This window comes from Arcicella sp. GW821-FHT09D11, from assembly GCF_059416265.1.
This window is the reverse complement of the sequence record NZ_JBWKOV010000014.1, coordinates 55896-77029: the sequence shown is the minus strand read 5'-3', so window position 1 is coordinate 77029 and position 21134 is coordinate 55896. Positions and strand designations below refer to the sequence as shown.

At 34.9% G+C, this 21134-nt stretch carries 13 protein-coding genes; 6 read left to right on the top strand and 7 right to left on the bottom strand.

Going from position 1 to position 21134, the window contains the following annotated elements:
- Positions 1-23 precede the first annotated feature (23 nt).
- A complete protein-coding gene (locus AC07N0_RS22285; RefSeq protein WP_309917650.1) occupies positions 24-218 on the bottom strand; it encodes a class I lanthipeptide in 195 nt (64 codons plus the stop codon).
- Positions 219-300: 82 nt separating this feature from the next.
- Positions 301-504 (bottom strand): class I lanthipeptide, encoded by a 204-nt coding sequence (locus AC07N0_RS22280; RefSeq protein WP_494591059.1) that lies wholly within the window; start codon positions 502-504, stop codon positions 301-303.
- A gap of 343 nt (positions 505-847) precedes the next feature.
- Here AC07N0_RS22280 and AC07N0_RS22275 point away from each other — a divergent pair, with 343 nt between their 5' ends.
- The 6 genes from AC07N0_RS22275 to AC07N0_RS22250 are packed head-to-tail and all read left to right on the top strand — an operon-like array spanning position 848 to position 8919.
- Complete coding sequence (locus AC07N0_RS22275; protein ID WP_494591058.1) at positions 848-3382, top strand: TonB-dependent receptor; 2535 nt, start codon at positions 848-850, stop codon at positions 3380-3382.
- A 3-nt stretch (positions 3383-3385) separates the two neighbouring features.
- A complete protein-coding gene (locus tag AC07N0_RS22270; RefSeq protein WP_494591057.1) occupies positions 3386-4579 on the top strand; it encodes a lanthionine synthetase LanC family protein in 1194 nt (397 codons plus the stop codon).
- A 13-nt stretch (positions 4580-4592) separates the two neighbouring features.
- Complete coding sequence (locus AC07N0_RS22265; RefSeq protein ID WP_494591056.1) at positions 4593-5822, top strand: lanthionine synthetase LanC family protein; 1230 nt, start codon at positions 4593-4595, stop codon at positions 5820-5822.
- Entirely contained in the window at positions 5819-6751 is a 933-nt protein-coding gene (locus AC07N0_RS22260) for an LLM class flavin-dependent oxidoreductase (protein ID WP_492804475.1), read from the top strand. The genes AC07N0_RS22265 and AC07N0_RS22260 overlap by 4 nt, the downstream gene beginning before the upstream one ends.
- Positions 6752-6762: 11 nt before the next feature.
- Complete coding sequence (locus AC07N0_RS22255; RefSeq protein ID WP_494591055.1) at positions 6763-7998, top strand: lanthionine synthetase LanC family protein; 1236 nt, start codon at positions 6763-6765, stop codon at positions 7996-7998.
- A gap of 12 nt (positions 7999-8010) precedes the next feature.
- A complete protein-coding gene (locus tag AC07N0_RS22250; protein WP_492804478.1) occupies positions 8011-8919 on the top strand; it encodes an LLM class flavin-dependent oxidoreductase in 909 nt (302 codons plus the stop codon).
- Positions 8920-9212: 293 nt separating this feature from the next.
- On the opposite strand, the gene AC07N0_RS22245 is transcribed toward AC07N0_RS22250, so the two are convergent.
- From AC07N0_RS22245 to AC07N0_RS22225, 5 genes are all read right to left on the bottom strand, one after another.
- Positions 9213-11387 (bottom strand): hypothetical protein, encoded by a 2175-nt coding sequence (locus tag AC07N0_RS22245; protein WP_494591053.1) that lies wholly within the window; start codon positions 11385-11387, stop codon positions 9213-9215.
- Positions 11388-11452: 65 nt separating this feature from the next.
- Positions 11453-13843: a fibronectin type III domain-containing protein gene (locus tag AC07N0_RS22240; protein WP_494591052.1), complete on the bottom strand. Its 2391-nt coding sequence runs from the start codon at positions 13841-13843 to the stop codon at positions 11453-11455.
- A gap of 24 nt (positions 13844-13867) precedes the next feature.
- Entirely contained in the window at positions 13868-17278 is a 3411-nt protein-coding gene (locus tag AC07N0_RS22235) for a hypothetical protein (RefSeq protein ID WP_494591051.1), read from the bottom strand.
- A gap of 11 nt (positions 17279-17289) precedes the next feature.
- Positions 17290-18333 (bottom strand): hypothetical protein, encoded by a 1044-nt coding sequence (locus AC07N0_RS22230; RefSeq protein ID WP_494591049.1) that lies wholly within the window; start codon positions 18331-18333, stop codon positions 17290-17292.
- A 1-nt stretch (position 18334) separates the two neighbouring features.
- Positions 18335-21067: a hypothetical protein gene (locus AC07N0_RS22225; protein ID WP_494591048.1), complete on the bottom strand. Its 2733-nt coding sequence runs from the start codon at positions 21065-21067 to the stop codon at positions 18335-18337.
- Positions 21068-21134: the final 67 nt, after the last annotated feature.

Here is a 21134-nt window from a genome sequence, read left to right as displayed (position 1 = left end):
TTGTTTAGATACTCAGGTATTTTTTAATATTTCGTAGGACTGTTACATGAACAAGCCTTACAAGATTTTGCTTCGAGTTCTTCAGCAACGGCATCCACACAGGTAGCAGTGTTTACACTTCCACCTACAAGGGCATCCATTTGCGTGGCATCAAGCTTACTAATAATGCTTTTGTCCAACGATAGCTTTCTCTCAAATGTGATTTGCTTCTTTTTCATGATGATTGAACGTTTTGGGGTGAAACATTAGCAGTATAAGCAATACCCTATAATCTGGATATTGCTTATACAATGCTTTAAACTATGCTTGGGCAGGTGCAGGAGTTCCGTTACAAGAACAAGCAAGACATGACATTTCATCATCATCTTGTTCAGACTTACCACAAGTTAAACTCCCGATAGTAACACCACCGTCGATTTTGTTCAATTGGTCATCACTCAATTTTGAAAGAGTTTCTTTGTCGAGGTTTAACTTCTTTCCTGTTGAAATTTGTTTCTTTTTCATGCTGTTTGAATAATTAAAAGATTAGAAATAAATAAGACGACTGTCGACATCGTTGAGTCAAAATTGAATACTTGAATGGGCTATCGAAAACTAATTCGACTAAAGCAGCATTTATTCCGACGAATCTTTTATAAATCAAGGCATTTTAGGCAATAGTCAGTTGCTAAAACATATTTCGTCTTGTTTCCTCCCTATAATCTCTTCTTCGTCTAAAGTCTTAGCCTAATTGGTCTAAAAAAATTCTTATACCGCTCTACTATTACTTGCTTTGATGTATCAAAATCAACAAAAGAAAAATTTATCTAACAGGTTGATAATTAGGAACTCTTAAATAAAACAGATTATGAAAAGGAACATCAGGTATTCAAAACGGCTAATCATTATAGCCCTCATGAGTTGTAATGAACTGTATTCTCAGACAGAAATTTCATATAATACTACAAAAGCAAACTTGGCTACTTCTGCCCCTATCGTTGGGGTTGGCAAAGCATCTGGGATTTTATTAGATGAAAAAAAACAACCTATCCCTTTTGCTACGATTAAAATTTGTAAAGCTAAAGACTCAACCTTTGTAAAAGGAGTAGTGACAGCTTCTGATGGTGTATTTAATGTAGAAAGCCTTCCATTGAACCAATATTTAGTTTCAATCTCTATGATTGGTTATCAACAAACAGCTGTAGCCTTCAATATTGATGAAAATAATTCAGATATAAAATTGACGCCTATTGAAATGAAGCTCGATAGCAAGCTGTTGAACGAAGTGGTAGTAAAATCTAAAAAACCACTAATCGAACAACAATCTGATAAAATGATATTCAATGTTGAAAATAGTGGTCTAACAGCTGGTAATAATACGCTTGAGTTGCTAGGAAAAGCACCGATGATTTTCTTGGACCCTGCCAACGAAAATATTTTACTCAAAGGTAGATCTGGCGTAAAAATTATGATTGACGGCAGAATGACGAATCTATCTCAGTCTGATGCTAACGCATTATTAAAAAGTATGCCCGCTGACGAGATTTCTAAGATTGAAATTATCACCAATCCCTCTGCTAAATATGATGCTGCGGGTACCTCAGGCATTATCAATATCATTACTAAAAAAGGGCAGACTTTAGGCACAAATGGCTCGTTCTCTATTGGTGGTGGATATAGCGGTTGGTATCATGAAAATGATTACGGACGAGGCAATACAAGCCTTGTATTGAATAATAGAACGGAGAAAGTCAATTTATATGGTTCATTAGCAGCCTCTACTAATCATTCATTTTCAGAAAATACTGGTTTTGACGAGTATTATGATAGTAGCGATAAAATCCTTAATTATCGCCATGAAAATCAGAATCGCCTGACGTATAAATCTAACAGTCAGAGTTTTAAATTGGGGATGGATTGGTTTTTGAATAAAAAAACCACGATAGGCTTTTTGACCAATGGCTTTATGTCGGCCCGTACAGATCATGACGATGCAAAAACCTTAATCTTAAAAGAAGGGAAAACATTGGAAGTTACTAATTTAAATAGTCAAGACGAAACTAGTAAGAATCATAGACTCAATTTTAACACCAACTTCAAGCATATCTTTGATGCCAAGACTGGTCAGGAAATTTCGGCAGATTTTGACTATTCTACTTTCGCGAGAGAGGCCAACAGTAGCATCAATAATTATCTAAAAAGCAATGAAGGCGAAATCTACAGCCCCCTACTCTTGCGTAATACATTACCTATTAATGTAGATATCATAGCGGGTAAAGTAGACTATATTCATCCTTTAAGTCAAACTGCTAAACTGGAAACTGGTATTAAAATTAGTGATGTAGTAACGGACAACAATGCCCAATTTGAGATTAATACTAACCAAACTTGGCAAAATGATGTTAGTCGTTCGAATCATTTTAAATACAGCGAACGCATCCATGCGGGCTATGTAAATTATTCAACATCTTTCAGTAAATATCAGCTTCAAGCAGGCCTAAGGGTAGAACAAACTATTTCTTCGGGTAATTCTATCACAACCAATACTGTGGTTAATAGAAATTATACCCAGTTTTTCCCTAGTTTTTCAATCATGGATGCCATCAACGATAACCATAGTCTATCGCTTTCTTACAGTCGCAGAATCGGTCGCCCAAGTTATGAAGATTTAAACCCTTTTATTTTTATTTCTGATCGTTATAGTTACCAACAAGGCAATCCATACTTGAAGCCCTCTTATACTACTGCTGTAGAATTAAGCCATACCTTCAAAGGGACTTATACTACTAGCATTACCTATGAAAATACCGTTGATTTACCCCTTGAGGTAATGAGAAGAGAAAATGCCGACAATAGAATTGTATTAAACAGGATGGAAAACATTGCTTCGGGAAACTTCTACGGTGTAAATTTTAGTGCCTCACAAAGTATCACAAGTTGGTGGACCATCGATACCTACGCAGGTGGATTCTATGGGTCATATAAAACCACGTTAGCAGGACAAGAAATTAGTAATGCAAAACCTTATTATATGGCTACTATCTACAATAGTTTTACTTTGCCTAATAACTGGACATTTAGATTATCAGGTAATTACCTGTCGGCTCTCGCTTACGGTGTAATGGTTCAGAACTCTCAATATCAAGCAGATATGGGATTAAGCAAAAGCTTTTTAGAGAAAAAAGCCATTTTGAAAATCGGCTTTGACGATATATTCAGAACTGCACGCGGATATTATACTTCCCGTCTACCTGGGCTTGCCTCAAGCAGTACTAACCACTGGCAAAGCCAAATTGTTAGGGCTTCCTTTACTTACAAGTTTGGTAGTAACAAAATAAAAGCTGCTCGCCAAAGAAGCACTGTAACACAAGAAGAACAAGGACGAGTGAATATAAAAGACTAAGCGATGGAACCAGTAAAAAGATATTCCGTAAAGCAAAAAATAGAAGATATCGCCTCATGTTTAGCCTTAGACGAAAATCAAATTAAAGGATTTGGTTATGGAAACGGAAGGCTTGGCATAGCACTCTTCTATCTTTATTATGGACACTTAACAGCCGACAATACTTATGCTGAAAAAGCCGAAGAGTTATTCTCAAAAGCCTTTGATGAGCTAAGGAACGAAAAATTTGAAGGTCATTTTTTTGAAAAGGATTTAGCTGAGTTTGGTATGTTTATAGAGTTTACTCAAAAGGCCAATTGGTTTGATTTTGAAGCAGAGGAAATCCTTGAAAGTATTGATGAGGTGCTTCTTAATCATCTTGAGCACGCTATAGAAAGAGAAGATTTTGATCCCTTTTCTGGGGCATTAGTGGCAGGAAACTATTATAGTTTTCGCTTAGAGAATACCGATAAAGTTGTACCCTATCTTGAAAAGTTGGTACATGGGCTTTATCAAAAAAAGAACATTGATACTGACGGAAACTGGTTTTGGAAATCTAAGTTAACAGACCCAAGCGGAGTAGTTTATACAGGCATTAGTCACGGAATGGGCGCTATTTTAGCACTTTTAGCCAATTTGTATGAACATGACATTTTGCCTTCTTTGTGTGCTGAAATGATGTTAAAAGGAAGTCATTTCCTACTGACACAAGCAAAAGAAGTTGAACAACATGGTTATTATTTCGACGATATTGTCGGACAATCAAATGGTGTTTCGAGACTGAGTTTATGCTATGGCGATTTAGGAGTATCTTACGGACTTCTGAGAGTTGGGCAAACATTAGACAACGATGTTATTTATACCAAAGCAATCGGCATTTTAAGAAACGCTGTCTTACGAAGTTCACTTGAACAAACAGGCGTTCGGGATGCTGGCTTATTGTATGGCGCATCTGGTAACGCGATGATTTATAACAAGATATTCAGGCTTACAGGGGATAACGTTTTTCTAGCGACTGCTCATTATTGGCAACAAAGAGCCATTGAATACGGACAGGACTCTGCAGATTCAACAGCAGGTTTTTTACCCCACTTGAATAGAATGTACCTTGCCACCAACGTTGGTTTTCTACAAGGAATAGCAGGCATTGGTTGTGCTTTTATTCAAACCGTCTGTGACGATGCCCCCAAAATGGATAAATTAATTTGGTTATTCTAAACACTCCACAAACATGAATACCTCATTTGAAATAGAGACAGATATTGACCTTATTGAACATCATTTAGAAGATATTTTGGGGCTTATTGAAGCAGACAAAAGTGATAAGTTTTCACTTTTCAGAGGCAATATCGGAAAAGCCCTTTTCTATTCTTATGCTTTTAAATATACTAATGATATCAATCATGGACAGAAAGCTATTAAGTTGATTGAAAAATCTGCTAATCATTTGTTGACAGGTCAAATAAGAGCTCAAAATATTCATTTATTATCGACAGGCTTTACAGGTTTTGGGTTAGTCGTTAATCAATTAAAGCGAGATGAAATCTTTGATTTAGAACTTGAAAAAGAACTTATCGCTTTCGACAACGTCTTGTATAATACTGCTTTGCAGGAAATACGACAAGGGAACGTCGGGTTTATGCTAGGACCAATGGCAGCCGTTTATTATCTTTCACAACGCACATTGATAAATCCTGCTATCGAAAAGTACCTTGAAGTCATCGTGGATGCCCTCTGGAAAGTGGCTATCCGAGACGATAAAGGTTTGCGTTATATCAATACTTTTAGTTCTACTGCCAAACCTCGTTTAGATGACACCGTGCTTAACCTTAATCATGGTTTTTGTGGCATTGCCCTAGTTTTATTAGAAATCTACCGTTTAGGAATATGTCAGGCAAAGATTTATACGCTCGTCAATGAAGGTATCCATTTCCTTTTGTCATGCAAAAGACCTATTGATTTTGCGAAAGGACATTATAGCTTTTTCCCAACTTGTATCGATGAAAAATCAGCAATTGATTCAGAAAAAAATCAGCAATACTATCATGCTATTTTGGGTTGGTGCAACGGTGATTTAAACCAAATATTATTGTTATACACCGCAGGCAAAGTATTTAAGAATCAAACTTATATCAATATTGCCGAAGAAGTTGGATTGGCATCCATGCTGAGAAAAACACCTGAGCAGACTAAATTAAAGAATCCTTATTTCTGTCACGGTACATCAGGAGTGGCTCATATCTATAAGCGAATAGCTGAACGCTCGGGTAATGATGCCTATTTAAGCGCCCACAACTATTGGATTCAGCAGACATTCGATTACATTACCGAAGCCCAAACCAATAATGATTATGTTGAAAGTGCTGGACATTTGATTGATGGTGCTATGGGAATTGCCCTTACCTTACTATCGCATATTTCAGAAGAAGAATTGAAATGGGATAACCTTTTATTACTATGACCACTACAAAAAAAATATCATTTGGCGTGCTCGACTTCGGGTATAGAGCCAAGAATATCAACAGCCTTTCAATCATTGAAGATGTTATTGAATATGCCTCTTCAGCCGACGATTTGGGATTTTCTAGGTTCTGGATTTCTGAACATCACGACCCAAATGCATTGTTGGCGTGGAGCAATCCGCAACCCATGATACCCATTTTGGCAGGTATTACTAAAAATATTAAAATAGGCGCTGCAGGCGTATTAATTGGTATTCACAATCCTTATCATGTAGCTACGCAGTTTAAATTATTATCTAATCTTTTTCCTGGAAGAATAGATTTAGGCGTTGCCAGAAGCGTAGTCAACCCTTTTGCGATACAGTGTGTCGAACAACGCGAAGACGTTGATAATAATACGATGTTGGAAACGATTCCTGAGAAAATAAAAAATCTCTTTCATTACCTCGTTGATGAAGATGAAATTTTTAAGAACGGAACAGGCGTTGTTATTCCTCCTTACAAAGGAGCCATTCCCGATTTATGGATGCTAGGTTCGTCGTATAAAAGCCTTGATAAAGCGTTAGAATTAGGCGCAAATTTTTCTAGGTCCATCTTCCATCCGGGGTCTGATAAAGAATCTAGACTAGATGAATTACACATTTTCAGAGAGCAGTATTTAGCAAAACATGGCCGTTTACCCAAAATAAACCTCTCTATTTCTGGTTTTTGCTCAAAGACATCACACAAAGCGCAGAAAATCATCAAAGCACAAAATATGACACCAGAAAGGCACACAATAGGCTGTCCGAATAAGTTTTTTGATGAAATATCTAAGCAACACGAAATGTTTGGTATTGATGAAATTATTTTGATGAATCCCTCTCATAATCTTACTGATAGAATTGAATCGTTACAATTTATTAGTGAATTATTTCATTTGAATTAACCCCTCATCCGATGATAGATTTACTTGAATTACCCATAGAAAAAGAGCTAACGGTAGAAGAATCTTTACTTAATCGAGTTTCAGACGCCCTGTATGATACTACTTTTAGCAACCATTCCCTTTTATCGGGTTCGATAGGGAGCCTTTTGTATGCATCGTATCTATATAAATATCAATACGAAGAACGATGGGGAGATAGATTAATCGATATTTTAGAAACGATTATTACTGAAATCAATGATGTTGCAACGCCACACTTACTGACAGCACCATTGGCTTATGGTGCTTCAGGATTAGGGATGGTGATGAATATTTTGAAAAATAATGAGACCATTGAAATAGATTTTAATGAATATCTGTCGTTTTTTGATGAATTAGTCTGTAATGGTATCGTTAAACTACTCGATAATAAATCCACAGATTATTTGTATGGGTCAAGCGGAGCAGTTAATTATTTATGCCAAAGAACACATATCGACGCTGTAAAAATCTGCTTAGAAGATACGGTCGATAAAATAGAACGTCTTGTTGAAATTAGGGAAAAAGGGATAACCTTTCCTAATGCTCATTTGCAAGTCATGCATGCTGATAACTATGAAATTGACTTAAGTTTATCTCATGGGCAATGTGGCGTATTACTTTCTTTATTAAAAATTTATGAAAAGGGTATTGCTCAAGATAAAATTAAAGTGTTGGTAGAAGGTGGAATAGAATTTCTGTTGAGTACGATGAAGCCTATTGATTTTGAGCAAAAAAAATATTCCTACTTCCCTCTAAAATTTGATGATAGCCAACCTTCAGATGCTTTGGTCAATCAAGGTTTTTATGGCAACCGATTAGGCTGGTGTTATGGTGATTTGAATCAGGTAATCTTATTGTATGGAGCTGGACAATTGCTCAATAATCATGCATGGATAGATTTAGCGGATGAAATCGGACTGTCAATAAGTCAAAGACGGACGCAAGCAAGTTCAGATATGAAAGATTCTCATTTTTGTCATGGAACTTCTGGTTTGGTACAATCTTTTAAAGCGCTATATGCTATTACGGGATTGCCTGTTTACCAAGAGACTGCTCAATTTTGGTATGCCGAAATGCTAAAACATCTTGAAAAAGAGCTTTTGTATTACAATACCACTAAAGCTGGAGAGTTATTAGAAGGTTTTGGAGCAACAGCTTTAGTATTAATCGCAGCATTACACGCAGATAGTTCTCAGGAATGGGATGCTATATTTTTACTTTCTTAAACCTTTATCACGATGAAAAAAATAAAAATAGGTTTACTTGACTTTGGCATCAGGGAAAATAAAATGAATAGCCTTCTCAGAGTGCAAGACCTAATCGAATATGCTATTCATGCAGAAGCTTTAGATTATTCAAGAATATGGCTTGCCGAACACCATATTGGCGACCCGACCCTCACGTGGAATTGTCCTGATTCACTTGTACCTATTGTAGCAGGAATGACCGAAAAAATAAGGATTGGTGTTGCGGGTATTCTTATTGGCATTCATGACCCTTATCATGTGGCTTGTAGCTTCAAATTATACAATAATCTTTATGGAGATAGAATTGATTTAGGCATGGCAAATGGTGGCGTTAGCCAAGCAGTAGCCAATAATACGATTAAGGCAGACAAGAAAGAAGTGCATCTCTCTTTTGAGCGTAAATACAAAGAAGTGGTGCATTTATTACAAGAAGAAGATACTCTTTTTGAGAATGACCAAATTGTAATTCCTCCTTTCAAAGGAGTTGTACCTCAAATATGGTCTTTAGGAGTTGGCTATGGTAGCAGTATGACACGTGCCATTGAAACAGGTTCTAATCTTTCTCGTTCAATATTTCATTTTGGCTCTGACCTAAACTATCAAAAAGAGAAATTAAGCGAATTTAGAGAGCTTTTTTATCAAAAACATCATAGAAAACCACAAGTCAATATGGTATTTTCAGGGGCATGTCACGAAACTACTCAAAAAGCAAAAAGGGTAATCAAAGATCTAAAATTAGGGTATGATATCAATTTAGTAGGTTGTAAAAACCTCTTTCAAGAAACCATTTTGTCTTTCCAAGAAAACTATGGTATTGATGAAATGATTTTTATGAACGTTGCCATGAAACCATCTGATAGGCTAACTTCAATTGAGTTAATCAATAGAGCGCTCAATTAAAACATTGCCATTTTTATTTTTTATACATTCCAGGGTTATTTATTAGACTTTTTTAGCTAGTAAATAATCCTGAAATGTATAATTTAACCTGTTCGTTTGCCTTCAGCAATAGGGGAATGATTCTTATCGCTGGTTGAGTATTATTTCGCATCACGTTCTACGTCTTTATACTTTTCGTTCAGTCACCCCCCTTCTATTGAATGGTCATGATTTTTTACAGAACAATTTCCCCAAATCCGCTAGCATATCTTGCCATATAATCAAGCAAATGTACCCCTTCAAAGACTATCTCATTATTTTTTCGACTTTAATATTTCATTTTTTAGCAATGCTATTTCAGCATTTTGTGCTTCATTCGTTTTTTGCATTTGAATCATATAAAGAGTAAGTTCTTCTATTTTTCTTAGAAGTTTAGCATTGGTATCTCCTACGTCAATTCCTTTTTCTTCAATATCTTTTGCTGATGGAATACCGGGAAGATGAGCATTATTGGTAATATATTTTTCAACATCATTCAAAGAAGGTAGTTGATAAGAAGGGGCAAAAACATAATCTGGCCATACTGTTTTTAACTTCACTACTACTCTTTCAGCTATCATGTCTCCAGCAATAGCCAATTTATACGCACTTTGAATAGTACTGGTTCCAATGCTCACATTCCCATTTTCAGCACCAATTGTTACACTTGAAGAAAAAACACCGCTATTATTGATATTCCCTAATTCAAGATTTCTATTGTTTGCTGTCGTACTATTAGCACTAAACTTAATGGCTCCACCATAAGAGTAACCACCCAAGATGACAGATTTTTTACTAGATGCCAAATCATTATCAAATTTTATTCTGCCTGTTGTATCTATAGTAGGAACTTCAATCCAAGCTTGAGCAGGGTTATCGTTAACTTTTCTAAAATATAGTTTTTGGTCAAAAAATGAACCAGAAAACTGCATAGCGTAATTATTACCAGTACCTGTACTACGAACATCTAATAAATGCCACCAACTACTAGCATTTTTAGGATAATTAACAGGTGATTGTGTTATAAAAAATCCAGATTGAGCTCCTGCATCTCCTCTTAATCCTGCATTATCTCTTGTTTCGGTCCTTGAATCATTTGCACCATATTTTAATTTACCACTAAGCTTTAAACCTACTATATTTAAAGCTCCTGTAGTATCTAAGGTAGCAACTTCAGTCCATGGCTGAGCAGGGTTATCGTTAACTTTTCTAAAATATAGTTTCTGGTCAAAAAATGAACCAGCTAACTGCATAGCGTAATTATTACTAGTACCCGTACCACGAACATCTAATAAATGCCACCAACTATTAGCATTTTTGGGATAATTAACAGGACTTGATGTCATATAGAATCCGGATTGAGCTCCTGCATCCCCTCTTAATCCTGCATTATCTCTTGTTTCTGTTCTTGAGTCATTTGCACCATATTTTAATTTGCCATTTAGTTTTAGATTACCATTTATATCAAGCGTTTCTTGTGGACTTCCTGTATTTATCCCTACTCTATTAGTTGAGGCAACCGTTTTAAAAATAGGACTACTTAAATTCTTGTTTGGTTGTCCATTTCCCATGATATAAAAATCCATATTTTTAGAAGTACCAGTAGTTCCGTCTAAATCAGGATAATTAAATACTACCTTATAATCATCCATATAAAGATGATAAACATCATTAATAGCTCCATTCCAATCTTTACGTTTAAAGACAAATCTGTCAAGACCATCATCCGCTACTTGAAAAACAAAATTAGTTACATCTGCTGTTGGTTGATAAGCATAAATTGAAGCTTTGTCTGCACCATTCAAATCCCAAACAAGGCCACCTTGGGCTGTTGGATAAGTAGCAGTTTTGTCGTTAAAAGTAACCGTTTTGTCTGAGGGTAACCCTATATTTCCAGTTAGTGTTCCACCACTCGCTTTAAGATATTTTGCCATCTCTGTAGAAAAATCTGACAAATGTAAAGTTGTTAATGTTGTCCAGGCATTAGAAGTTCCACTAATATTCATTAAAACCTGTTTGTCAGTTCCTGTAATACCATTCGGCTTTAATAATTGTGAGTATTTAATATTTCCAACCACATCGAGTTTTTCTGAAGGAGAAGTTGTGTTAAGACCAACGTTGCCATTAACAAGTAATCCAGAATAATTGTTGGCTGGAAAATCAAGCCCAACCGCTAAGCCATTACTAAAAGAAAACCTACCCCAACCATTAGTTTTAAAGTATCCTGCTTGATTATTATCACTTCTTGAAGTCCTAATGATAACATCTGTAGTATCACTTACCTTATAAAAATAATTTCCAAAGACTTGCTTAATAATACCATTAACTTCTAGTTTTGTTGAGGGGCTAGTAGTTCCTATACCAACATTTCCTGTTGTAGGAAAAGTATTTTGACCAAATGATTGCTGCACTAATAGTATCAAAATAACCAAGGTGTATAATTTTTTCATTTGTGTATTTTGTTAAAATTTAATAGTATGATGTATTGTGTTCATTCGTTAGGGATTTATTAAAATTAATTTTGTCCACTCAATTTTGTCTTATATTCATTTTTTTGATTACTTGTTGTATTTTTTGTATCAAAACCAGGTTTCAATTCTATTTCTTCACAAGCTTCATCAAGAGTATTGCCTGTAAGTTCAAGCCTTCTTACTATTTTAAATGTTTTTTCACAATCATCAGGGTATTCTACATCTGTAGTAATCCATTTGGTAACAGAGCCATCAGACAAAACTCCTCGAATAGCATATCTATATTTAGTTAATTTATCAACACTTCTATCAATCGTTGCCAATTCATCTCCACTAAGAATATTCCAAGAAGTCAAGGCATTTGGATAAACAGAGCGATAGATTTGAAATTGGCTAATATTTTCACCTTTTACTTCCCAATTAATATCTATCGCTTTTTTAGACCTATTGGCTAATGCTTTAATTGATGTAATTTCTGTCATGTACGCCAATGAATTAGGGACATCAACAATCCTAGGAATACTTACAGATTTATTTCCACTTTTATCGGTGGCGACTACCATATATACGTATCTTTTACCTGCTAATACATTTTTATCAGTATATACTGTATCGGTCTTTTTAGTAAGATTTTCAGCTACCACAATCCATTCAGCATCGTTTGGAATTTGTTTTTTATAAACAGCATGATTAAGCGTCGAGTCTCTATCTTTTCCTCTTATCCATTTTAATTGAACTCCTGACTGAATAGTACTTGCACTTTTGATAACAGGTGCAGATGGAGGAATAACATCTGGACGTTGTACTACGATAGAATCTGATAATTTTGATCTATTCCCCCTTTTATCAACAGCTAAAGCCCTATAAAGGATTGTTTCATTTAATAGCGTTGTATTAATTGTATCTTTAAATGTCGTTGTACTTATTAACTTGTTACTAATCTGTACGGTCTCATTCCCTGCTCTATCGGATCGGAAAATATGAAATCCTACGACATCATTATCTCTAGCATCTGATTGATACGTTAATGTAATTTCACCATCTGATACATTAGTCAAGATTTTAGATTTAGCATCCGTTATTTTAGGAGGGTATGGAGCAATTGAATCAATTGGTTGAACAAGAATAGCACTTGAAACAAAATTTTTTGCTCCTAATAAATTAGGTACAGCAATTACCCTTAAATAATGAGCATCACTAGCATTAATAGTCCCTCCATTTGAGAAGGTAATTATTGCTGTGGTATCATTTGCAGAAATATTATCTTTTACAACAACGAATGTTGAGTCATTACTGCCTCTTTCAATAATATATTTCTTGATAGGTACTATATCATTCGTATCGGCAGTAGTTTGAGCAGAATCTATTGGTGCTTTAAATTCCCAGTTAATTCTTAGGTTGGTTGCATCTATCATGTCAGCAAACTTAACCGTTGGCACATAATCAGGGAGTGCAACTCCTGATATCGGTGCTGAATATGCCAATTCGTCAAATAATGTTTTTCCTACGATTCTGTAATAATATGTCTTTTTGTTTAAAATGGGATTATCACGATAGGCAAGTACTTCTGCTATGCCAGATATTCTTACAGAATCTTCTGTTCCACGATATGCTTTTACGAGTATTTGTTTATTTATTTTTTTAAATGGTTCTATACCTACCGCTCTTTCAATATGATACCCAATATAATTGTCTTTTAAAGATAATGTATCTATTCGCCAATCTAACTCAGCCTGATTTGGTGTAAATTTAAACCTTGGCTTAGGGATATTTGGCAGTTGATTTGTATTAGTTGTTGTTACAACTTTACTGATTTCACTTTGTATATTATCTGCTGGTATTGAGTTAACAAGTATTATACGATACTGATATTTTTCATTGGGTAATACTTGTGTATCAACGTAACCCAGTCCACTCATTTTAGCTGCTGAATAACTGAATGCAGCACCAAGCATAGCAAAATCATACCTTGCTCTTTTTTCATTACGATTAGTATCCGCTTCTAATGTTGACGAAAGTGGCGTACTTCTAGTTGTTTTATACATTGCTTGAGCTGCTATCAAAAGATAAACACTATCCGTAGTATATTTACCAAAATTCCTTGACGTTGGATCATTTACTATATATTTTGTTGGCTCTAACCAATTTTTAAAATCAGCTTCTAATATTGGTTTAATGGGTTGTCCACTATTCAATCTAATAAAGTTTTCATTAACCGAAACACCATTTCTTTCTACAGTCTTTCTTTCTACATAGTAGCCCCCATCAGTTAAACTAATTCCTTTTTCCCAAACAAACTCATTATTGGGTTGCCATCGTAATAACATTCTATCGGTTTTAGCACTAATAGTAATTTGAATAGAATCCTTTCTTTGAGCTTTTATGATGTAGCAACTCAAAAAGAAAATTATACTTAAAAATAATCTTAATTTCATCTTAATATGTGTGTGTAAAACTTTTTATCTATAATTATCTCTAGGGCATCCTATTACTTGTCCACTACAGCTATTGCATCTATCTCCAAATTTATATTCTACATCAAAGCTTCCTCTATATTTCCAGATTTTATACCAAACTATCAAGTTTGCACATCCCCCCATAGGCTTAGGGAAATTAGCATTGATGAGAGCTCCTACACCAGCATTAATAAGTTCAACCTCTGCACTAAATAACCATAAATCAACTCCTACCCCAACGCTCCCTTCTAAATAAGCATAAGCTTGAGCAGAACTTAACCAGCTTGATGTACTACCAGGATAAGTAGCAGCACAACTACCAGCGCCACAATCTCTAGTAATAAAATCAAATCCAAGGCCAAATTTTAAATTATAATATGCATAAACAATCCCTATTCCATATTCTCGTCTCTGCCTATACGACAACTCAGCACCAAAGGCTGTTCCAAAAGTTCCTTCTGAAAGATTTCCATAATCTGGCTTTTTATAACTACTAGCTTTATATCCAAGCGCTTTTTGATAAAATGCTGGCAATGCTGGTGCTGCTGGCAGACCAAAGCCAGTCATGACATAGAAACCTGTTTTAAAGGTATTCCCCAGTAGATTAGCACCTACAGTAATTCTATTATCAGGATTACCCATGTGGAAATACCACATTTTCTGACCAGGAAATTTAGGGTTGTTAGCTTGTGTTTCTACGTGTGCAGTAATTTTTCCTGCTAATCCATATGGTTGGTTCCCTTTTAGAGTAGTTCCTATATTTACGTAAAAGTCACACTCCCCATGATAAATCCCCTTTTCAAAGTCCCCATTTAACAATAGGCGAATTTTAAAATTTTCCTTTTGGGCATCAGGTTGATTAAAATCTGTATATGCTATTTCTCTCCAACCATTACCTGGAGATTTTGAATTAATTAATTTAGCTTTTTTAGTCCAATCAGTAAATTTTGTGGACATTTTATTAACATCTGCAGCGCCAGCAGGCTTAGAAAATGAAGCCGCTCCAATTAACCCAAATCTATTAAGTCCCCAATTTTCATTTAGTGCTAATTCCAACCCAGCTTCTGCATCCATTGAAGCTGTTCCCATTTTTACTAACCCTATAAAACCAATTGTACCTTTTTTAGGTGTTACATTAGCTCCATCATTTTCGTTTGTAATTGTCTTGTTGGGTGTGCAGTTGCTAAAAAGCGAAAACATCAAGTGTTGAAGACCAAGAACACCTACTTTTGGTCTGTTGGCGTCTGTCCATTGATTACTACTACCAAAACTTGCTCCTACATACCAATAACGGTAATCTTCATCCTGTTTATACCCAAAACTTGCTACTGCAGAGGCTACTTTGATTTCAGATGGCTTAGTTACATAAAAGGCTAAAGAACCACCCCAACCTTGCTCTGCTCTATCTTCTTTGATGTACGCCATTCCATCTAAAATAAATGGACCAATATCTACCTTTTCAAGTTTTATTCCTTCAATGCTAATAGCAGGAATTCCCGATATAATTTTTTTATCTGAAGTTATTACTCCGTTAAATTTTAAAGAAGTAGTAGCTGCTAAATTATCTTTCATTAAAGCTACTCTAACACCTAGGCGTAAATTGCAAGTTGTTGAGCTAGTACTTATTGCCAAGCTAGTGATACTTGCAGGGAAGCCAGATAATTTTATTTCCTTTTCGTAGCCAGCATAACCTAGGCTAATCCAAGGTAAGGCTGGGTCTCCAGTCAATACCAATCCTTGAACTTTAATACTTGGGATTTGTACAACGGCAGCTTTCTGTTCTGTTTCATTAACTGGTTTATCTCCTGTAGACACCTTTTTGGCATAAATGCCCATCTCACCATTAATGTTGGCAGTAGGTATAAACTTACCATTACGAGATTCTAATCTTATTGACGTACCATCTGTAAGTTTTATATAACCTTTAAAAGCATTAAAACTAATACCTGTCTTTAGTGTAACCGTAAGCGACATATCACCTACTGGTGTTATTTCTCCATTATATTGTAATTGCGTAGTAGTATCATTTGCAATAGGTAATTGAATAATTCCATCAAATGAACCACCAACCAACTTGTTGGTTTCAAAAACTACAGACAGCTTATCTACCGAAAAATTCCAACCAGAGGCATCTCCTTCACTTAGTGGAATTATGGGGATTTTGCTAAAACTACCACTTACCCCTCTTTCATCAATTAATAAATTTTGTGCAATAACCCTTTCTCGATTGGTTACGGTTTGGGTAGCTGAAATTTTTCGCCTAAATTCTCTAGGTAATAATACTTCTAAATTTTTAACAAATATTCCTCGCCAAGTATTAATGGCTAGAGAACCATCGGACTCTGGTGGGAAATAATCACTCGCATATTTTTCTGGGAATACTGTTTCTGGCGAATTAGTTCTTGTACTGAAATCAAAAACGGCTCCTTGCACCACAAAGCCCCATGTTGGTGCACTTGCTAAAGCAAAAGCAGGGAGACTTACCTCAAACCGTAAATCATTAATATCATAAAGAGAAGCACTTATTTCGCCAATTACATTCTTGCCTGTTTCTATTACGCCAGTTAAAGGGTCTATTTTTACTAGCACATTTGTCGGGAATTGTAAACTACCCGTTACTTTTAACTCTCTAAATCCTTCACAGTCAACTGAAATATAGGTACAATCGGCAAACTGACCTGTAGACTTATTCAAACCGCCACGCATGATAAAATCAAATTTACCAAAGGGTATTTTATAATCTCCTAGAAGGACTAATCGAGTATCACCGATAAAGCCCCCATCTTGGCTAATTTTAATATTATCGGACCCAAAAAATAAAATCTTTTTAGTTCCTTCTTTTGAATTTGGTGTCTCAATCTCTATTTTAACATACATTTTCAAGACCGTGTATTCTGGCTTGAAAGTGGCACTGGCTATACCAACAGTAATAGAGTTGCCTCCAGCAGAGTTCCCACTTTCATCTACATTACCCCAACGGATACCTTGTGGTAGCGATAATATGGCTCCGTTGTTGATTGATTTGATATAACTATTTGTTTTTGCAATCTCATCAAAAAGCGCTTGAGCTTCCACACGGTCATTAGTAGTGGTAGAATCTACAAATACATTAGCTCGCTCTGCTGGGAACTCGGAATAATCCATCAAACTCATTACATTACCCATTTGGGCAACAGCTTTGTCTAATGCACTACTCAGTTGAGCATTACGTAATATTTTTTTGTTATTGTAGTTTAAATGATTTAATCGTTCCCCTTCATCAATTTCATGACTTTTGCTAGTATTAGCAACGATATTTGTTTTATTAGGTTTTTCTTCATTGGAGTGTTTGTATCCTTTATCGGCAAAAGCCCAAAAGCTTTGTACCAAATAAAGGATTAACAAACAACTCCTCTTGTGTAGAACTATTTTCATATTTGTGTATGTTAATTATCTTTTGTTTTTTCAAAAATGTGTAGTGTCCCTAAACTATCTAATATATAGATATTATTACCATCTGACTGAGGAGCTTGATTGAGACCTCCAGCAATTTGTTTATCCCCCATAGTCATGATATTGATAGACCACTCTACTTCTAATGTTTTACGATTGAGTACTCCTAATATATATGGTTCATAACTTGCTAGACCTATATTCGCTGTAAAATATACATAATCTTCTGTAAAAGTATTAGTCATTCCAAAGTTCCAATCGGTATTAGGATTGCCTGTGTCAAAGCTTTTCAGTCTAAGAACACTTAAGGTAGCTAAATCAAATTCCATATAATAACGATATGACATAAATGAGACCATACCAACTTTTTCTTCAAAATGAGCAGAGGTAAAGCCTGCATACGTTAAAGTGTGGTGAGTTTCTTGTATGCTTATGTCATGAAGTACCTCCCCTGTTTCAAGTGATAAGCCTAACAATATACGAGCATCGGTATATACCCAAAGTTTATCCTGCCAAACACCCAATACTTGTCTTATCATACCTTGTGCAGGCTGATTACTTACACTTAATATTTTACAATATTCACTTAAATCTGTTTCCCACATGTAAGTCCCTGAGTTGAGATTGATAGACTTGAGATGGCTTTCATGATATAGAAATAATATTTTATAATTAACAAAACATAACTCCCAATCATAATTTTCAATGATTAAAAATATTTCATTTTTTGATATATCGAAATGATACAATTGGTTATTATGAGTAGTATCTACTAAAAGTACTAATGTTTCAACTTGACTTATAACGTTTTTATTTTTAAGAATGACCTTATCCTTATTTGAAATATTGAAAACTATACAGTTTTTCCCTTGATTAAAAAATATGTTATCCTTTACAGTAAAAAAATCATCTCTAATATTTATTTCAATTATTTCATCATCAACAATAAGTCCTGTTTTATTGCCAATTATTAGAAGTTCATTTTTAAACTTGTACTGAAACACTTCATATTTCAAATCCTTTAATATATATGTCATATTATCTTGATTTAATAAAACCATACAATGTACTATTAATATCGGGAACAAGTACTTCTATAAAATATGTTTCTGAAGTCGTTCTATTTCTATTATTAAAAATTCCTTGTCTTAAACCATTTGTGCCATTTGTACCTACATTCCCCCAAATAGTCTCGAATACCTTTGCGCCTTGTTGAGAAAGTATTTTAGTAGATGCATTTACATCATTGCAATTGGAGCAGAGTAATTTTTGAAATGCCTCTTTAATATCTTTTTCATTGGGTATCTTTTTCTTATCAAATACATATTCAAGTGTATTTCCCGTTAAATCAACTACTCCTGTTTGACGAAGATAAGATATAAATTGATCAAAATCTTTCCAATTTCCATTTCCTATTGCTTTAGCATCTTCAAGAACATAGTTTTCAGAATAACTTTTATATTCAATATATCCTTGATTATCTTTTTTTCTTAAATCATACTTTTTGATTGGCTCCCCTTGAGGGACATAAATGAAACTATTATCTAAATCCTCTATTTGAGATGAAGAAAAAGAATTATTTCTCATATCAGTAATCATGTGATTTGCTCCTGATTTTGCACTAAAAGACCAAACATTACCAATTATTGTAGGATAAAGAAATGTATTTGTATTTACTATTTTTTTTGCACTTGTTACTCCATTTGCATATAAGTTATTTATATATTTTGCATTCATCCAAACATTTAGAAGTGTAGGAATTCCGTAATTGCTAGAGTTGTTGCATATTTTGCAATCTACTATTTTATATCGTTGCAAAAAGGTGCTCAAATTTTCGTCAGATGTGCCTTTAAAACCTGTTGCTCCATCATTGCTATTTACAACTTCAATAAAAGTATTAAAAATTGTTCGTTCCTCATTCCGAATCATTTTAATTGTAGTCAATGTTTCCCAATCGCCCAACAATTTACTATCTGGAGTTTGAATTGCATCAAATTCCATTTTCCAAGCATCAATAAGACTCGTAGAAATTTGAGCGACGTTAGCATCATTACAAATATGTTCAATTCCACAGGTAGTGTTCGCTATATCCTCTAAAAAGTAAGTTGCAGAGGCATCAGATGTAGGTAAAGCTAAAAGTTTATCTACAACAGCTTCCAAAACAGTAGCATTGACAATATTCGCACATAATTTATTAACGGCTGTATTACCTGTTGTTGGTGTAAATGCTAAGCTAGCAAGCTTTTGAAGTTTTGTGCATAAACTAGTAGAAGGCTTTGGTACTCTTGCTGTACATATTTTACATTCATCAGGTTCAGTAGAGGTATCGTTCGGTTTTTTTATATATTCGACTATTAATCCTACTAAAGTGACGGCACTAATCCCAATTTCTTTTTTAATAGTTGCTACAATTTGGTTATTTTGTTTAATAATAAAATGTTCTCCTTTTGAAGCAAGATTATCGATTTGTAAAATCTTCAAATCTCCCTTTGGAAAAGATTTAACAATATTGTCTATTCCATTTTCAGTAATATCCAAAGTAATATCTTTCAACTCAGTAACAACTTTCCCTCCTGCATTCTCAGCTGTAGCTACTGCTGTTTCAATAGTATTATAAGGAATAGCTGAAGGTCCTCTTGCAACTAATTTAGTTTGTATAAAGTTAACTTCTGTTAACAAATTAGGGATTTGATTTAGTGCTTTTTTACCCCCTAATTCAACTACATTGAATCCAGCAAGTTGCAATACAAGCCCAGTAGTTACAGCAGTGTTTTGTAGCTTTTTTAAGGCAAATTGAGCTGTTTTACCAGCATTGGTAATAACTGTCTTTGCCATTAGTTTTCCACTAGCGGCAGCAAAAGAAGTCATATACTTAACTAAGCCACCACCTGTTACAGCTAGTTTAGACCCTACTTTTAAAGCTGCTGATATTTCACCTATACCTATAAAGCAACTTGCAACATCAAATACAAGTCTTCCTTGTCTATATGCACCACATTTATCGGTTTCTGTAATTTCATTCCACCAAGTTGATGCATCACTTTTCATAATACCCCAAGCCTTACCCGTCCCAGTTGAAATAGCTCCAAAGACACCTAATAATTCAGGTGAAAGATTGCCAGGATATGGAGGAGTTGCTAACTTAATTATATCCCAAGTAAGGTTAAAATAAGGTTTTGTTTGTTCCCTTACCTCCTTACAATTCTTGTTTTGTAATGATTCTACTCCAAGCCAGTAGGTAGGTTCTACCCAGCATGACGCAATTTCATTTAATTTGTAAAGTGTATAAACACTTGCTCCAGCAAGTTTTGTTGCCGCCCAGACAAAGTCAATGGCACCATCTATGATTCCAGAAGCAAATGCAACTTCATAAGGAGCATAGCCATTATTCCAAAAACATTGAGGAATAAAACTACCTTTCGTTGCTTGACAATTTGGATCTTCATTACTACAAGCCCTAAAAAAATCTATTATTTGCTTTATAAATATTGGTGTTACTGAACTATAAGTATTTTGACAAGCTTCTTTTAAATCTTTAAGAGCCTTTTCCATACTAATCAAATCTGCCTGCTTAATCTTATTTTCCCCTTGGGTTTTAGCTGTAATGGCTGGTTTGATATAATTTGCGTAAAGTGGGTCATCCATCATTTCTTCAATGAGTGCATTCACTTTTAAAACCTGTTCTTCAGTTACATCCGTATCAAACTTTAAGCGATACTCACCGTCAGGGGCATAAAAATCTTTATGCAAACGCCCTTTGGGAATAAACACTTTATCGCCAGTGAGTGAGTTATAAACTTGCGTTGCAAAGTTTTGTAGATGCTCTTGTACATCATCT

What these genes read in the sequence shown, in the direction of transcription:
- AC07N0_RS22285 (WP_309917650.1), bottom strand. Translation starts at nt 218, where the DNA reads ATGAAAAAGAAGCAAATCACATTTGAGAGAAAGCTATCGTTGGACAAA.
- AC07N0_RS22280 (WP_494591059.1), bottom strand. Translation starts at nt 504, where the DNA reads ATGAAAAAGAAACAAATTTCAACAGGAAAGAAGTTAAACCTCGACAAA.
- AC07N0_RS22275 (WP_494591058.1), top strand. Translation starts at nt 848, where the DNA reads ATGAAAAGGAACATCAGGTATTCAAAACGGCTAATCATTATAGCCCTC.
- AC07N0_RS22270 (WP_494591057.1), top strand. Translation starts at nt 3,386, where the DNA reads ATGGAACCAGTAAAAAGATATTCCGTAAAGCAAAAAATAGAAGATATC.
- AC07N0_RS22265 (WP_494591056.1), top strand. Translation starts at nt 4,593, where the DNA reads ATGAATACCTCATTTGAAATAGAGACAGATATTGACCTTATTGAACAT.
- AC07N0_RS22260 (WP_492804475.1), top strand. Translation starts at nt 5,819, where the DNA reads ATGACCACTACAAAAAAAATATCATTTGGCGTGCTCGACTTCGGGTAT.
- AC07N0_RS22255 (WP_494591055.1), top strand. Translation starts at nt 6,763, where the DNA reads ATGATAGATTTACTTGAATTACCCATAGAAAAAGAGCTAACGGTAGAA.
- AC07N0_RS22250 (WP_492804478.1), top strand. Translation starts at nt 8,011, where the DNA reads ATGAAAAAAATAAAAATAGGTTTACTTGACTTTGGCATCAGGGAAAAT.
- AC07N0_RS22245 (WP_494591053.1), bottom strand. Translation starts at nt 11,387, where the DNA reads ATGAAAAAATTATACACCTTGGTTATTTTGATACTATTAGTGCAGCAA.
- AC07N0_RS22240 (WP_494591052.1), bottom strand. Translation starts at nt 13,843, where the DNA reads ATGAAATTAAGATTATTTTTAAGTATAATTTTCTTTTTGAGTTGCTAC.
- AC07N0_RS22235 (WP_494591051.1), bottom strand. Translation starts at nt 17,278, where the DNA reads ATGAAAATAGTTCTACACAAGAGGAGTTGTTTGTTAATCCTTTATTTG.
- AC07N0_RS22230 (WP_494591049.1), bottom strand. Translation starts at nt 18,333, where the DNA reads ATGACATATATATTAAAGGATTTGAAATATGAAGTGTTTCAGTACAAG.